The 14,910-nt window shown below is 68.2% G+C and carries 14 protein-coding genes and 2 riboswitches; of the genes, 12 read left to right on the top strand and 2 right to left on the bottom strand.

Features of this window, described 5'->3' with window-relative positions; all coding sequences use genetic code 11:
* Nucleotides 1-32: 32 nt before the first annotated feature.
* From secA2 to MRAB57_RS22755, 12 genes are all read left to right on the top strand, one after another.
* A complete protein-coding gene (gene secA2 / locus MRAB57_RS22810) occupies nucleotides 33-2,357 on the top strand; it encodes an accessory Sec system translocase SecA2 (RefSeq protein WP_108637981.1) in 2,325 nt (774 codons plus the stop codon).
* 62 nt (nucleotides 2,358-2,419) lie between these two features.
* Nucleotides 2,420-3,013, top strand: coding sequence for a CDP-alcohol phosphatidyltransferase family protein (locus tag MRAB57_RS22805; RefSeq protein ID WP_077089357.1), 594 nt, complete (start codon nucleotides 2,420-2,422; stop codon nucleotides 3,011-3,013).
* Complete coding sequence (locus tag MRAB57_RS22800) at nucleotides 3,010-3,933, top strand: DUF881 domain-containing protein (protein ID WP_077089356.1); 924 nt, start codon at nucleotides 3,010-3,012, stop codon at nucleotides 3,931-3,933. Before MRAB57_RS22805 ends, MRAB57_RS22800 begins: the two co-directional genes overlap by 4 nt.
* A gap of 37 nt (nucleotides 3,934-3,970) precedes the next feature.
* Nucleotides 3,971-4,303: a small basic family protein gene (locus tag MRAB57_RS22795; RefSeq protein WP_077081077.1), complete on the top strand. Its 333-nt coding sequence runs from the start codon at nucleotides 3,971-3,973 to the stop codon at nucleotides 4,301-4,303.
* A 4-nt stretch (nucleotides 4,304-4,307) separates the two neighbouring features.
* Nucleotides 4,308-5,183 carry a DUF881 domain-containing protein gene (locus MRAB57_RS22790; protein WP_077089355.1) on the top strand — a complete coding sequence of 292 codons (876 nt, stop codon included), beginning with the start codon at nucleotides 4,308-4,310 and terminating at the stop codon, nucleotides 5,181-5,183.
* Between the two features lie 37 nt (nucleotides 5,184-5,220).
* Nucleotides 5,221-5,619, top strand: a complete 399-nt coding sequence (gcvH, locus tag MRAB57_RS22785) for a glycine cleavage system protein GcvH (RefSeq protein WP_077089354.1) — start codon at nucleotides 5,221-5,223, stop codon at nucleotides 5,617-5,619.
* 292 nt (nucleotides 5,620-5,911) lie between these two features.
* Entirely contained in the window at nucleotides 5,912-6,367 is a 456-nt protein-coding gene (gene garA, locus MRAB57_RS22780; RefSeq protein WP_108637980.1) for a glycogen accumulation regulator GarA, read from the top strand.
* Nucleotides 6,367-7,134 (top strand): transcriptional regulator FtsR, encoded by a 768-nt coding sequence (gene ftsR / locus MRAB57_RS22775; RefSeq protein ID WP_077089352.1) that lies wholly within the window; start codon nucleotides 6,367-6,369, stop codon nucleotides 7,132-7,134. The genes garA and ftsR overlap by 1 nt, the downstream gene beginning before the upstream one ends.
* Before the next feature lie 112 nt (nucleotides 7,135-7,246).
* Entirely contained in the window at nucleotides 7,247-7,741 is a 495-nt protein-coding gene (locus MRAB57_RS22770) for a bifunctional nuclease family protein (RefSeq protein ID WP_077089351.1), read from the top strand.
* A 285-nt stretch (nucleotides 7,742-8,026) separates the two neighbouring features.
* The gene (locus MRAB57_RS22765) at nucleotides 8,027-8,659 is read left to right on the top strand and encodes a MerR family transcriptional regulator (protein WP_077089350.1); all 633 of its coding nucleotides are present in this window, start codon (nucleotides 8,027-8,029) and stop codon (nucleotides 8,657-8,659) included.
* A gap of 42 nt (nucleotides 8,660-8,701) precedes the next feature.
* Nucleotides 8,702-8,799: riboswitch (glycine riboswitch) on the top strand.
* Nucleotides 8,800-8,923: riboswitch (glycine riboswitch) on the top strand.
* A gap of 45 nt (nucleotides 8,924-8,968) precedes the next feature.
* Nucleotides 8,969-11,794, top strand: coding sequence for an aminomethyl-transferring glycine dehydrogenase (gene gcvP / locus MRAB57_RS22760; RefSeq protein ID WP_077089349.1), 2,826 nt, complete (start codon nucleotides 8,969-8,971; stop codon nucleotides 11,792-11,794).
* A 261-nt stretch (nucleotides 11,795-12,055) separates the two neighbouring features.
* The gene (locus tag MRAB57_RS22755) at nucleotides 12,056-13,315 is read left to right on the top strand and encodes an HNH endonuclease (RefSeq protein ID WP_077089348.1); all 1,260 of its coding nucleotides are present in this window, start codon (nucleotides 12,056-12,058) and stop codon (nucleotides 13,313-13,315) included.
* Here the strand turns inward: MRAB57_RS22755 and MRAB57_RS22750 are convergent.
* Complete coding sequence (locus tag MRAB57_RS22750) at nucleotides 13,312-14,169, bottom strand: haloalkane dehalogenase (RefSeq protein WP_077089347.1); 858 nt, start codon at nucleotides 14,167-14,169, stop codon at nucleotides 13,312-13,314. The genes MRAB57_RS22755 and MRAB57_RS22750 overlap by 4 nt on opposite strands.
* Nucleotides 14,166-14,882 carry a CTP synthase C-terminal region-related (seleno)protein gene (locus MRAB57_RS22745; protein ID WP_077089346.1) on the bottom strand — a complete coding sequence of 239 codons (717 nt, stop codon included), beginning with the start codon at nucleotides 14,880-14,882 and terminating at the stop codon, nucleotides 14,166-14,168. The genes MRAB57_RS22750 and MRAB57_RS22745 overlap by 4 nt, the downstream gene beginning before the upstream one ends.
* Nucleotides 14,883-14,910: the final 28 nt, after the last annotated feature.

The raw sequence follows: 14,910 nt of genomic DNA, 5'->3' as shown, positions 1-14,910 counted from the left end.
GGTCATCGCTGCTCACCGCGTACCGTTGACCTGTGCCGAAGACCAGCCGCGCTCAACCGGGCCGCCTGAGCAGCCGATTTTGGCGACTGCTCGGGGCCAGTACGGAAAAGAACCGATCCCGCTCCCTGTCCCAGGTCACCGACTCGTCCGGATACGACGAGGAAGCGGCCGGACTGAAGGACGAGCAGCTTCGCAAAGCGACCGGGCTGCTCAACCTCGACGACCTCGCGGAGTCGGACGACATCTCGCAGTTCCTCGCGATCGCCCGCGAAGCCGCCGAGCGGGCAACGGGCTTGCGGCCCTTCGACGTTCAGCTGTTGGGCGCGCTGCGCATGCTGGCCGGCGACGTCATCGAAATGGCCACCGGTGAGGGCAAGACCCTTGCCGGGGCGATCGCGGCAGCCGGCTATGCGATCGCGGGCCGCCACGTCCACGTGGTGACCATCAACGACTACCTGGCCCGCCGCGACGCCGAGTGGATGAGCCCGCTGCTGGAAGCGATGGGGTTGACGGTCGGCTGGATCACCGCTGAGTCGACCAGCGCGGAGCGCAAGGCCGCCTACGGCTGCGACGTCACCTACGCCTCGGTCAACGAGATCGGCTTCGACGTGCTGCGCGATCAGCTCGTCACCGACGTCGACGACCTGGTGTCGCCGAATCCCGATGTGGCCCTTATCGATGAGGCCGACTCCGTGCTGGTCGACGAGGCGCTGGTGCCCCTGGTGCTGGCCGGCACCACGCACCGGGAGACGCCGCGGCTGGAGATCATCAAGCTGGTCGGCGAGCTGGCGGCCGAGACCGACTACGACACCGACTCCGACAGCCGCAACGTGCACCTGACCGATGCCGGCGCACGCAAGGTCGAGAAGGCGCTCGGCGGTATCGACCTGTACTCCGAGGAACACGTCGTCACGACGCTCACCGAGGTGAACGTCGCGCTGCACGCCCACGTCCTGCTGCACCGCGACGTGCACTACATCGTCCGCGACGACGCTGTGCACCTGATCAACTCCTCCCGCGGCCGCATCGCGCAGCTGCAGCGCTGGCCGGACGGGCTGCAGGCCGCCGTCGAGGCGAAGGAGGGCATCGAGACCACCGAGACCGGCGAGGTGCTCGACACCATTACCGTGCAGGCGCTGATCAACCGCTACGCGACGGTGTGCGGCATGACCGGTACCGCGCTGGCCGCCGGTGAGCAGCTGCGCCAGTTCTACCAGCTGGGTGTCTCCCCAATTCCGTCTAACGAGCCGAACATTCGCGAGGACGAGTCCGATCGGGTGTACGTCACCGCCGCGGCCAAGAACGACGCGATCATCGACCACATCGCCGACGTGCACCAGACCGGACAGCCCGTACTGGTGGGCACCCGCGACGTGGCCGAGTCCGAAGACATCCACGAGCGCCTGGTGCGCCGCGGCGTGGCCGCGGTGGTTCTCAACGCCAAGAACGACGCCGAGGAAGCCGAGGTGATCGCCGAGGCCGGCAAGCACGCCGTGGTCACGGTGTCCACCCAAATGGCCGGGCGCGGCACCGATATCCGCCTGGGCGGATCCGACGAGGCCGACCACGACCGCGTCGCCGAGCTGGGCGGGCTGCACGTCGTCGGCACCGGCCGCCACCACACCGAGCGGCTGGACAACCAGCTGCGCGGCCGCGCCGGACGTCAGGGCGATCCGGGCTCGTCGGTGTTCTTCTCGAGCTGGGAGGACGACGTCGTCGCCGCCAACCTCGATCGCAACAAGCTGCCCGAGCAGACCGACGAGGACGGCAGGATCCTCAGCCCGAAGACCACCAGCCTGCTCGACCACGCGCAGCGCGTCGCCGAGGGCCGGCTGCTCGACGTGCACGCGAACACCTGGCGCTACAACCAGCTGATCGCCCAGCAGCGCGCGATCATCGTGGATCGTCGAAACACGTTGCTGCGCACCGCAACCGCTCGCGAGGAGCTGGCCGAGCTGGCGTCGGAGCGCTACGAGGAACTGGCCGAGGACGTCTCCGAGGAACGCCTCGAGACCATCTGCCGGCAGATCATGCTCTATCACCTGGACCGCGGCTGGGCCGATCACCTGGCCTACCTGGCCGACATCCGCGAAAGCATTCACCTGCGGGCGCTGGGTCGGCAGAACCCGCTGGACGAGTTCCACCGGATGGCTGTCGACGCGTTCGCGTCGCTGGCCGCCGACGCCATCGAGGCGGCCCAGCAGACGTTCGAGACCGCCAACGTCCTGGAATCCGAGCCCGGCCTGGACCTGTCCAAGCTGGCGCGCCCGACGTCGACGTGGACCTACATGGTCAACGACAACCCGCTGTCCGACGACACGCTGTCCACGCTGAGCCTGCCCGGGGTGTTCCGCTAGACCGGGCGATCGGCTCGTCCCATGCTGCGGACCCAGACGCGGGCGGGCTAATGTCACGGCTCATGGAGTCGGATCCGCCCGACCGGGTGCTGACGGTGCCCAACCTGTTGAGCGTCGTCCGCCTGGCGCTCATCCCGGTCTTCATCTACGCGCTGATGGTCGCGCACGCGAACGGCTGGGCCGTGGCGATTCTGATGTTCAGCGGCGCCTCCGACTGGGCGGACGGCAAGATCGCCCGGACGCTGAACCAGTCGTCGCGGCTGGGAGTGCTGCTGGACCCCGCCGTCGACCGGCTTTACATGATCACCGTTCCCGTCGTGCTGGCCTTCGACGGAATCGTGCCGTGGTGGTTCGTCGCCACGCTGCTGGTCCGCGACGGGCTGCTGGCGGCGTGCCTGCCGCTGCTGCGCAGCCGCGGGCTCTCGGCGCTGCCGGTCACCTACATCGGCAAGGCCGCGACGTTCGCGTTGATGTCCGGCTTCCCGCTGGTCCTGCTCGGGACCTGGGACGCGCTGTGGAGCCGGGTGATCGGCGCCTGCGGCTGGGGCTTTCTGATCTGGGGCCTGTACGCCTACCTGTGGGCGTTCGCGCTGTACGCGGTGCAGATGACGCTGGTGCTGCGCCGCATGCCCAAAGTCGCGGGCGGGCGCGCATGACCGAACCCGACCGCCTGCTGGGCGGCTACGACCCCAACGCCGGCCGCAGCGCCCATGCCGCGCAGCGGCCCACGCTCATCCCGGTGCCGTCGCTGCTGCGCGCCCTGCTCTCGGAGCACCTGGATCCCGGCTACGCGGCCGCGGCCGAGAAGCGGGACCGCGCCGGCGAACCGCGGACCGGACGGGCGCGCGCAGTCGGCTGGCTGTGGCAGGCCCTGGCGGCGATGCTCGTCGCCACCGTCTTCGCGGCGGCCGTCGCGCAGGCCCGCTCCGTCGAGCCCGGCGTGCGCAGCGCCCAGCAGCTGCTGGTCCGAAGCGTCCGGGCCGAGGAGGGCTCCGCGACCACGCTGGCCCAGGAGCGCAGCGCGCTGTCGACGCGTGTCGACGACGTGCAGCGGCACGCGCTGGCCGAAGACGCCGAGGGCCAGCGGCTGCTCGGCAGGCTCGACGAGCTGAGCCTGGCGGCGGCCAGCAGGCCGATCATCGGCCCGGGGCTGACCGTCACGATCACCGATCCCGGCGCCAGCCCGAATCTCTCCGACGTGTCCAAGCAGCGCGTCAACGGCAGCAGGCAGATCATCCTGGACCGCGATTTGCAGCTCGTCGTCAACTCGCTGTGGGCCAGCGGCGCGGAGGCGATCTCGGTCGGGGGCGCGCGCATCGGGCCGAACGTCACGATCCGCCAGGCCGGGGGAGCGATTCTGGTCGACAACAACCCCACCAGCAGCCCGTACACGATCCTCGCGGTCGGGCCGCCGCATGCGATGCGCGACGTCTTCGACAACAGCCCCGGACTGCAGCGCCTTCGGCTGCTGGAGATGTCCTACGGCGTCGGCGTCGCCGTGAACGTCTCCGACGGCCTGTCGCTGCCCGCCGGTTCCGTCCGGGATGTCAAATTCGCCAAACAGATTGGGCCGTAGTGGAAATAGAGTCGGCGCTACCGACGGGAACGCGCGCATGATCGGCATCGCGGCGCTGGCGATCGGCATCGTGCTGGGCTTGATTTTCCATCCCGCGGTGCCCGAAGTGATCCAGCCCTACCTGCCCATCGCGGTGGTGGCCGCCCTGGACGCCGTGTTCGGCGGGCTGCGGGCCTACCTGGAACGGATCTTCGATCCGAAGGTCTTCGTGATTTCGTTCGTGTTCAACGTTTTCGTGGCGGCCCTGATCGTCTACGTCGGCGACCAGCTGGGTGTCGGCACCCAGTTGTCCACGGCCATCATCGTGGTGCTGGGCATCCGCATCTTCGGCAACGCCGCCGCGCTACGGCGGCGACTCTTCGGGGCGTGACACGATGACCCAGGACCCGCCAACCGGCGCCGCCGACGAAAGTCGTGATGCGCCAACGCAGGACGGTCGGCCCAAGGCCGATCCGGCGGCGGGCGAGGCCGCGCCGCGCGGCCGCCACGAACTGCCCTCGAACCGCCCCGGTATCGGGTCGGCACACCGCACGGGCCTGTCCGGGGTGGTGCGCAGCGCTCGCTCCCGGCTGATGTTCGGGGCGCTGGCGACGCTGCTGTGCCTGGTGTTGGGAATCGCGATCGTCACGCAGGTCCGCCAGACCAAGACGGGCGACTCGCTGGACACGGCCCGGCCCGCCGATCTGCTGGTGCTGCTGGATTCGTTGCGGCAGCGCGAAGCCACGCTGAACACCGAAGTGAGCGAGCTTCAGAACACGCTGAATTCATTGCAGGCGTCCGGCAATTCCGATCAGGCCGCCATCAAGAGCGCGCAGGCCAGGCTGGCCGCGCTGTCCATCCTGGTGGGCGCCGTGGGTGCCACCGGACCCGGTGTCACCGTCACCATCGACGATCCCGGCCCCGGCGTGTCACCCGAGGTGATGCTCGACGTGATCAACGAGCTGCGCGCGGCCGGCGCCGAGGCGCTCGAGGTCAACGACGCACACCAGTCGGTGCGGGTAGGTGTCGATACGTGGGTAGTGGGTAGCCCTGGCTCGTTGACCATTGACAGCAAGACCCTGGCGCCGCCGTATTCGGTTCTGGCGATTGGTGATCCGCCCACGCTGGCCGCGGCGATGAACATTCCCGGTGGCGCCGAGGACAGCATCAAGCGGGTTGGCGGGCGGATGTCCGTGCAGCAGGCCAACCGGGTTGACGTGACCACCTTGCGGCAACCAAAACCACACCAATACGCTCAGCCCGTCAAGTGAACTTGCCCGACCAGCAGCCGATCAGAACAGGATTGCCGTGAGCGATATCCCGCCCGACCTGCACTACACCGCCGAACACGAGTGGGTTCGCCGCAGCGGTGATGACACCGTGCGGATCGGAATCACCGACTTCGCGCAGTCGGCACTGGGCGACGTCGTTTTCGTGCAGCTGCCCGACGTCGGCGCCACCATCAGCGCCGGCGATTCCTTCGGCGAGGTCGAATCGACGAAGTCGGTGTCCGACCTGTTCGCCCCGATCTCGGGCACGGTGTCGGCGGTCAACGGCGATCTGGAGGGCGATCCGCAGCTGGTCAACTCCGATCCCTACGGCGCCGGCTGGCTGGTCGACGTCCAGGTCTCTGATGTCTCCGAATTGGAGTCGGCCATTACAGCGCTGCTGGACGCCGAGGCCTACCGCGGCACACTGACCGAATGACAATTGCTAATGTCCCTGCCAGCCCTTCGCACGAAGACAACGCGGGTCGCCACACGGGCCGCGACGGGCGGACCAGCCGGGGGGCAGGGCAAGCCGGGAAACCGGCTGGCAATCCTGGAGGTGGTAGGCGCATTCCATACCACTGCGCGGTACGGTCGACACAACAGCAGGAGAAGGCACGTAATCGGCAATCCGGGGCTTACACACCGAGCGAGACCTTTAGCGGGAAGCCGGCCGAGCGGCCCGGTCAGACAACGCCACAGCGGCCAGTGAGGAGCAGCGCGTGACGGACATGGACAACGACTCTGACGAAGTCACGGTGGAAACCACCTCGGTCTTTCGCGCCGACTTCCTCAACGAACTCGACGCGCCCGCGCAAACCGGCGCCGAGAACGCGGTATCCGGGGTCGAGGGGCTTCCGGCGGGATCGGCTTTGCTGGTCGTCAAGCGGGGCCCCAACGCGGGATCGCGCTTCCTGCTCGACCAGGCGATCACGTCGGCCGGCCGGCATCCGGACAGCGACATCTTCCTCGACGACGTCACGGTGAGCCGCCGCCACGCCGAATTTCGTTTGGAAAGCAACGAATTCCAGGTGGTTGATGTCGGTAGTCTGAATGGCACCTACGTCAACCGCGAGCCGGTGGATTCGGCGGTCTTGGCCAACGGTGACGAGGTGCAGATCGGCAAGTTCCGGTTGGTCTTCCTGACCGGACCCAAGGGCGACGACGACGGGGGATCTTCCGGCTAGTGAGCGCACCCGATAGCCCGGCACTCGCCGGGATGTCGATCGGGGCAGTCTTGGACCTGCTGAGGCCGGATTTCCCCGATGTCACCATTTCCAAGATTCGCTTCTTGGAGGCCGAAGGCCTGGTGACGCCGCAGCGCGCCGCGTCGGGGTACCGCAGGTTCACCGCATACGACTGCGCCCGGCTGCGTTTCATCCTGACCGCGCAGCGCGACCACTACTTGCCGCTGAAGGTGATCAGGTCCCAGCTGGACGCCCAGCCGGACGGCGAGCTGCCGGCGGTGGGATCGCCTTACGGCGTACCGCGATTGGTATCGGTCGGGGGCAGCGCCGACATCGGCGACGGCGCTGGTTTTGTCTCGGGGGACACCTCCGATGCGGCGGCGGTGGCGCCCACCCACATCCGGTTGAGCCGCGCGGACCTGCTGGCGCGCTCGGGGGTGGACGACGACCTGCTGTCGGCACTGCTCAAAGCTGGCGTGATCACCACCGGCCCGGGCGGGTTCTTCGACGAACACACCGTGGTGATCCTGCAGTGCGCGCGGGCGCTGTCCGAGTACGGCGTCGAGCCGCGGCACCTGCGCGCCTTCCGCTCGGCGGCCGACCGGCAGTCCGACCTGATCGCCCAAATCGCCGGTCCGGTAGTCAAAACCGACAAGGCCGGCGCTCTCGACCGCGCCGACGACCTGGCTCGTGAAGTTGCGGCGCTGGCCATCACTTTGCACACGTCGTTGATCAAGTCTGCCGTTCGCGACGTTCTGCATCGCTGAGGACTAGACTTCCCTCAACGGATCGGCGTTCGACGGTCGGGAGAAACGTTGCGTTTCACCGAGTCGTCGCGGCGAGCGCGAGGCGGACACGGCATGCGGAGGGCAGACGCAGATGGGTGAAGTTCGTGTGGTCGGCATTCGTGTCGAACAGCCGCAGAACCAGCCGGTGCTGTTGCTGCGCGAGGCAAACGGTGACCGGTACCTGCCGATCTGGATCGGACAGTCCGAGGCCGCCGCCATCGCGCTCGAGCAACAGGGCGTCGAGCCGCCCCGCCCGCTGACCCATGACCTGATCAGGGATCTCATTGCCGCGCTTGGACATTCGCTGAAGGAAGTGCGGATAGTCGATCTGCAGGAGGGCACGTTCTACGCCGACCTGGTTTTCGACCGCAACATCACCGTGTCGGCGCGCCCGTCGGACTCCGTGGCGATCGCGCTGCGGGTCGGCGTTCCGATCTACGTCGAGGAGGCCGTGCTGGCTCAGGCCGGCCTGCTGATCCCCGACGAGGGCGACGAAGAGTCCAACACCGCCGTCCGGGAGGACGAGGTGGAGAAATTCAAGGAGTTTCTCGACAGCGTCTCGCCCGACGACTTCAAGGCCACCTGATCAGACATCCCCGCTGGCAGCGGCCAGGGGAAAACGGCCGCCCGCCGGGTATTACGCTGGAGGCCGATATCACGGATCAGTCTCATCTGAAGCTGTGATAACGACACGCCTGACGGATACGCGGCCAGTTCTCCTTATGACGGCCATACTTTGATGACGACTTAAGGTGCGGCGGCTATCGAAAAGCGTAAGCTCACTAGCACTCGGGCCTGAGCGAGCGTGGCTGTCTAGGCAGCCCAATGGACGCAGCTAGTGACAAGAGCGCGATCGGCGAGAGGAACCAGGGTGAGCGAGCAGCCTCGGCAAGAACAGCTCGACCTTGCTGCCCAAGCGGACGCGGCGACCAGCGGTGACGCCAACCTCACTGCGGCAAGCCAACCCGTGCAGCCCGGTCTTTTCCCGGACGATTCGGTGCCTGACGAGCTGGTCGGCTACCGCGGACCCAGCGCATGCCAGATCGCGGGCATCACCTACCGCCAGCTGGACTACTGGGCGCGCACGTCGCTGGTCGTACCGTCGATCCGCAGCGCGGCCGGCTCCGGCAGCCAGCGGCTGTACTCCTTCAAGGACATCCTGGTCCTCAAGATCGTCAAGCGGCTGCTGGACACCGGCATCTCGCTGCACAACATCCGCGTCGCGGTCGACCACCTGCGTCAGCGCGGCGTCGAGGACCTGGCCAACATCACGCTGTTCTCCGACGGCACCACCGTCTACGAGTGCACCTCGGCCGAAGAGGTCGTCGACCTGCTGCAGGGCGGGCAGGGCGTATTCGGGATCGCGGTGTCCGGCGCCATGCGCGAGCTGACCGGCATCATCGCCGACTTCCCGGGCGAGCGCGCCGATGGCGGCGAGTCGATCACCGCCCCCGAAGACGAGCTGGCTTCCCGGCGCAAGACCCGCGACCGCAAGATCGGCTAGCCGCACACGGGTTAACCGGCCGGGTAGACTGGGCCGCGCATCGCACTTTGAGCGGGAGAGTTTCGCGGCTGCCAGTCGCGGACGCCGAAGGAGCAATACCTCTCCATCAACCTCTCAGGCACCCGGACCGCACGAGTTAACGATGCCTCTGGAAAGCGGTGGAGACCTTCAACGGTCGACGCCCGCCGATGGGGAAAGGCACCGCGCAACGCGGCGCCGAATCTCTCAGGCGCCTGGCGAACGGGTGAAGACAGAGGGAGAGGGCCGCTAGTCCTCTGCCTTTGCGACGTCTTGTCAGGAGTTTCGCCCGTGCCAGACCAATCAACCTTCGCAGCCCGGCACATCGGCCCGGATGGCCAGGCCGTCGCCGCCATGCTCGCCGTCATCGGAGTCGACTCGCTCGAAGAGCTGGCCGCCAAGGCGGTCCCGTCGCGCATTTTCGACAAGACCAGCGGGAGCGGTGCCGCACCCGGCCTGGACGGGCTCCCGCCCGCGGCCACCGAGTACGAGGCGCTGGCGGAGCTGCGCGCCCTGGCCGACACGAACACCGTCGCGGTGTCGATGATCGGTCAGGGGTACTACGACACGCTCACGCCACCGGTGTTGTTGCGCAACATCATGGAGAACCCGGCCTGGTACACCGCCTACACGCCGTATCAGCCCGAGATCAGCCAGGGCCGGCTGGAGGCGTTGCTGAATTTCCAGACCATGGTCACCGACCTGACCGGGCTCGAGATCGCCAACGCGTCGATGCTCGACGAGGGCACCGCGGCCGCCGAGGCGATGACGTTGATGCACCGGGCGGCTCGCGGCAACGCGAACCGGTTGGCGGTCGACACCGACGTGTTCGCCGCGACGGCAGCCGTGCTGGCCACCCGCGCGGAGCCGCTGGGCATCGAGATCGTGACCGCGGACCTGCGCGAGGGGTTGCCGGACGGGGAGTTCTTCGGCGTCATCGCGCAGCTGCCCGGTGCCAGCGGTCGCATCACGGACTGGACCGCGCTGGTCGCCCAGGCCCACGAGCGCGGCGCGCTGGTCGCGATCGGCGCCGACCTGTTGGCGTGCACGCTCATCGCGCCGCCGGGCGAGATCGGCGCCGACATCGCCTTCGGTAGCACCCAAAGATTCGGTGTGCCAATGGGATTCGGCGGCCCCCACGCCGGGTATCTGGCGGTGCACGGTAAGCAGGCCCGCCAGCTGCCGGGCCGGCTGGTCGGCGTGTCCGTCGATGCCGACGGCGCACCGGCGTACCGCCTGGCGCTGCAGACCCGCGAGCAGCACATCCGCCGCGACAAGGCCACCAGCAACATCTGCACCGCGCAGGTGCTGCTGGCAGTGATGGCCGCGATGTACGCGAGCTACCACGGCGCCGACGGGCTGACCGCGATCGCCCGCCGCGTGCACGGCCACGCCGAGGCCATCGCCGCCGGGCTGGGCGACGCCCTGGTGCACGACAAGTACTTCGACACCGTGCTGGCCCGGGTGCCGGGCCGGGCCGACGAGGTGCTGGCCGCCGCGAAGGCCAAGGGCGTCAACCTGTGGCGGGTGGACGCCGACCACTTGTCGGTGGCGTGCGACGAGGCAACCACCGATGCACACGTCGCCGCGGTACTCGACGCGTTCGGCGTACTGGCCGTCCAGCCGGTGTGCGCCGGGATCGTCAACCGCACATCGGAGTTCCTGACCCATCCCGCCTTCACGCAATACCACACCGAGACCGCGATGATGCGGTACCTGCGCACGCTGGCCGACAAGGATATTGCGTTGGACCGCAGCATGATTCCTCTCGGCTCGTGCACGATGAAGCTCAACGCGGCCGCCGAGATGGAGTCGATCACCTGGCCGGAATTCTCGCGGGTGCATCCGTTCGCCCCCGCCTCCGACACGCCGGGGCTGCGCCGGCTCATCGCCGACCTGGAGGCCTGGCTGGTGGGCATCACCGGGTATGACGCGGTGTCGCTGCAACCCAACGCGGGTTCGCAGGGCGAGTACGCCGGCCTGCTGGCGATCCACGACTACCACGCCAGCCGCGGCGAGCCGCACCGCAAGATCTGCCTGATCCCGTCGAGCGCGCACGGCACCAACGCCGCGTCGGCGGCGCTGGCGGGCATGCGAGTGGTCGTGGTGGGCTGCCTGGACAACGGCGACGTCGACCTCGACGACTTGCGCGCCAAGGTCAGCGAGCACGCCGAGCAGCTGTCGACCCTGATGATCACCTACCCGTCCACCCACGGCGTCTACGAGCACGACATCGCCGAGATCTGCGCGGCCGTGCACGACGCCGGGGGCCAGGTGTACGTCGACGGGGCCAACCTCAACGCGCTGGTCGGTCTCGCCCGGCCCGGCAAGTTCGGGGGCGATGTCAGCCACCTGAACCTGCACAAGACGTTCTGCATCCCGCACGGCGGCGGCGGCCCGGGCGTGGGCCCGGTGGCGGTGCGTTCGCATCTGGCGCCGTTCCTGCCGGGTCACCCGTACGCCCCCGAGCTGCCGCAGGGCCACCCGGTGTCGTCGGCGCCGTACGGGTCGGCCTCGATCCTGCCGATCAGCTGGGCCTACATCAGGATGATGGGCCCCGACGGCTTGCGCGCGGCATCGCTGACCGCGATCGCCTCCGCCAACTACATCGCGCGGCGCCTCGACGAGTACTTCCCGGTGCTCTACACCGGCGAGAACGGCATGGTCGCCCACGAGTGCATCCTGGACCTGCGCGGGATCACGAAGTCCACCGGCGTGACCGTCGACGATGTCGCTAAACGCTTGGCGGACTACGGTTTTCACGCGCCTACCATGAGCTTCCCGGTGGCCGGCACGCTGATGGTGGAGCCTACCGAGAGCGAGAGCCTCACCGAGGTCGATGCCTTCTGCGAGGCCATGATCGCGATCCGCCGCGAGATCGACCGCGTCGGCTCGGGGGAGTGGCCCGCCGACGACAATCCGCTGCGGGGCGCGCCGCACACCGCCGAGTGCCTGGTGGCCGACAAGTGGGATCACCCGTACAGCCGCGAGGAGGCCGCCTACCCGCTCGGTACGGCGTTCCGGCCGAAGGTGTGGCCGCCGGTGCGACGCATCGACGGCGCCTACGGCGACCGCAACCTGATGTGCTCGTGCCCGCCGGTGGAGGCCTTCGCCTAGAGGGGCCAGGCGTTGTTGTCGGTACGCGGACCTAGTGTCCGGGCATGCATTCGAGTGATGCCCACCGCCATCCGGTTTTTGACCTGCTCGACGCGGCGACCAGCCGTCGTGCGACATTCCTGGAATTGATGGGACTGTTGGACGACTACCAGCGTGTGTCGCGTGAGCTAGCAGCGCTCAGGTACGAATTGAGCAGCCCATTCGGCCCGCCTCGCAGGGCGGCATGAATTGCTGTCGTTGGCTCCGTATATTCTCGAACACATGTTCGATACAGATCTGGCCGATCAATCGGCATTGATCGAGCGCATCGCGGAGCTAGAGCGAATCAAATCCGCGGCTGCGGCCGGCCAAGCACGAGCAGCGGCCGCCTTGGACGCGACGCGCCGCGCCACCGAAGCCGCCAACGGGGTGCCCCTGGCGCAGCGTGGGCGCGGTGTGGCCAGCGAGATCGCGCTGGCGCGACGGGATTCCCCCGCCCGCGGTGGTCGTCACCTCGGCTTTGCCAAGGCCCTCGTGCACGAGATGCCGCACACTCTGGCGGCACTCGAATGCGGCGCACTCTCGGAGTGGCGTGCCACCCTGATCGTGCGCGAGAGCGCGTGCCTGGAAGTCGAGGATCGTCGAACTTTGGATGCCGAGTTGTGCGCCGAGCCGGACAGACTGAACGGTATGGGCGATGCGCGGGTGGCGGCCGCGGCCAAGGCGATCGCTTATCGGTTGGATCCTCATGCCGTCGTCGAACGAGCTGCCAAGGCAGACAACGAACGCACGGTCACCATCCGGCCGGCACCCGACACCATGACCTATTTGACCGCGTTATTACCTGTGGCGCAAGGTGTTTCGGTATACGCGGCGCTTCGCCGCGAGGCCGACACGCGCAGCGACGGCCGCTCCCGGGGACAGGTGATGGCTGACGCACTTGTCGAGCGGGTCACCGGGCGCAATGCGGCCGTCCCGGTGCCGATAGCAGTCAACCTTGTCCTGTCGGATGAAACGCTGCTGGGCGGTGACACCGCGCCGGGCGACATCAGCGGTTACGGCCCCATTCCGGTCGCGGTTGCCCGCGCGATGGTCTCCGAGGCCGTTGGCGATCGACGGTCCCGCGCGACGCTGCGCAGGCTCTACACGCACCCCCGCTCCGGCGCGCTGGTGGCGATGGAGTCACGGGCTAGGCTCTTCCCGCGCGGTCTGGCCCGCTTCATCGAGATGCGGGATCAACGTTGTCGAACGCCCTACTGCGATGCGCCTGTCCGGCACCGCGACCACGCGCTTTCGTGGGCCGACGCCGGACCTACCACCGCGGCCAACGGCCTCGGCCTATGCGAGCGGTGCAACTACACCAAGGAGTCCACCGGGTGGCGGGTCACCACCGCCATCGACGAAACCCACACTCACAATGCAGAATTCGCTACACCAACTGGCCAGGCCTACCGGTCGACTGCCCCACCGCGGGCGCCCACCATCACCGTCAGCGAACTGGAAGTGCAAGTCGGCGTTGCGCTGGCCCGGCATGCCGCCTAGCCGAAACGCTCGGAGATCGCCGCGGCGATCTCGCCGGGCGCGTCCTCTTGAATGAAATGGCTTGCCCACGGTAGCTCGACCAGGGTGTGATCGGGAAACGCCGCGCGCATCCGGGGCAGCGTGCGGCCCGGCTTGAACGCGAGATCCTTCATGCCCCAGACGAATAACGCGGGCTTGGCCCCGAGCTTGGCCGGCACCTCGCGGCTCAGCCGGTCCAGCAGCGGGCGGGCGGCTCTGAGTTCCTTGGGCAGCTGAGCGATACCCACCCGCGCGGCGGGACTGGGCTGCACCCCGCGGTAATGCTCCATCACCGCAGGGCTGGGGCGCCGCGCGGTCGCCGGTGGGATCAGGCGCTCGACGAAGAAGTTGCGCTGCAGGATCGCACGCTGCATCGGGTAGCTGGACATCACGCGAGAGAAGATCTGCGTCGGCAGGTCGGCCGGCCAGAACCAGGTGTTGCCCAAGACGACTCCGCGCACACGCTCGGCGCGCTGCACCGCGACGGCCATGCTGATCGGCCCACCCCAGTCCTGACCCATCGTCAGGTAGCCGTCGAGGCCCAGGTGGTCGACGAGCTCGCCGACGACGCGCGCGTGCTCCTCGGCGGTGTAGCCGAATCCGGCCGGGCGCTCCGACAGCCCGAAGCCGAGGTAATCGACTGCGATGCAACGGAATCGGTCGCGCAGTGCGACGATGATGTCGCGATACAGGAAGCTCCACGTCGGATTGCCGTGATACATCACCAGCGGCGGGCCGTCGCCCTCGTCGACGTAGTGCAGGCGCCCGCGCGAGCTGTCGAACCAGCGCGGCTCGAACGGGTACAGGTCGGGATCGGGAGTGAAGTCGACGTTCATTGGCGTCCTTCGTTCGGGGTGTGCGCGGCCGACAGCAGCGCGGTCACCAGCGGGTGGGGCTCCGAGGCCGTGGAGCGCGCCTGCGGGACGAACAGCGTTGCGACGTAGAAGGGATGCCCGGGCAGCTCGAAAACGCGGGCCTCGCCGTCGTCGTCGACCCCGGTGATGCACAGCCCGCCGGCCTCGAGCGCCGGCCGTTGGTCGGGGTTCAATCCGAAGTTGCAGTAATAGGACTCCTCAACCCAGGACGTTCCATAGCAGCGGAAGGCGATCGAGCCCGGCGCCACGTTGACCGGCATGGTCTTGCCGGCCAGCGAGCACGTCAGTGCCGTGACGAACAGCCGCGACGCGTACGGGTCGTACTCGGCGTGCTGAGCATCCTTGAAGCCCAGCACATTACGGGCGTACTCCAAGATGATGTGCTGGCATCCGCCGCAGGTGCCCAGCGTGGGCACGCCGTTCTCGCGGCCGAACCGCAGGGCGGCAAGCGCGCCGGCGAGGCTGCGATACGGGCTGCCCGGCGCGCACCACAGCGCGTCCGCATGAGTAGCCGGGCCCAGGTTGCGCTCCAGCGCCGCGGTATCGAGCCACGCCACCTCCGCGTCCGCGCCGAGTGCGGAGGCCGAATGCCGGATCGCGGCGTTGGTGGCGACATGCGGGGCGAAGGACTCGTCGAACTCACCGATGACCGCGACGTTGATCCGGCGTGTCATCTCCGTCGACCCCCCAGCGTTGGACGGT

This window comes from Mycobacterium rhizamassiliense, assembly GCF_900157375.1.
GTDB classification, from domain to species: domain Bacteria; phylum Actinomycetota; class Actinomycetes; order Mycobacteriales; family Mycobacteriaceae; genus Mycobacterium; species Mycobacterium rhizamassiliense.
The sequence above is the reverse complement of the archived record's forward strand: the minus strand, read 5'-3'. Positions and strand labels throughout refer to the sequence as shown.

What these genes read in the sequence shown, in the direction of transcription:
- MRAB57_RS22770 (WP_077089351.1), top strand. Translation starts at nt 7,247, where the DNA reads ATGGGTGAAGTTCGTGTGGTCGGCATTCGTGTCGAACAGCCGCAGAAC.
- MRAB57_RS22750 (WP_077089347.1), bottom strand. Translation starts at nt 14,169, where the DNA reads ATGAACGTCGACTTCACTCCCGATCCCGACCTGTACCCGTTCGAGCCG.
- MRAB57_RS22800 (WP_077089356.1), top strand. Translation starts at nt 3,010, where the DNA reads ATGACCGAACCCGACCGCCTGCTGGGCGGCTACGACCCCAACGCCGGC.
- MRAB57_RS22805 (WP_077089357.1), top strand. Translation starts at nt 2,420, where the DNA reads ATGGAGTCGGATCCGCCCGACCGGGTGCTGACGGTGCCCAACCTGTTG.
- garA (WP_108637980.1), top strand. Translation starts at nt 5,912, where the DNA reads ATGGACAACGACTCTGACGAAGTCACGGTGGAAACCACCTCGGTCTTT.
- MRAB57_RS22795 (WP_077081077.1), top strand. Translation starts at nt 3,971, where the DNA reads ATGATCGGCATCGCGGCGCTGGCGATCGGCATCGTGCTGGGCTTGATT.
- MRAB57_RS22745 (WP_077089346.1), bottom strand. Translation starts at nt 14,882, where the DNA reads ATGACACGCCGGATCAACGTCGCGGTCATCGGTGAGTTCGACGAGTCC.
- MRAB57_RS22790 (WP_077089355.1), top strand. Translation starts at nt 4,308, where the DNA reads ATGACCCAGGACCCGCCAACCGGCGCCGCCGACGAAAGTCGTGATGCG.
- MRAB57_RS22755 (WP_077089348.1), top strand. Translation starts at nt 12,056, where the DNA reads ATGTTCGATACAGATCTGGCCGATCAATCGGCATTGATCGAGCGCATC.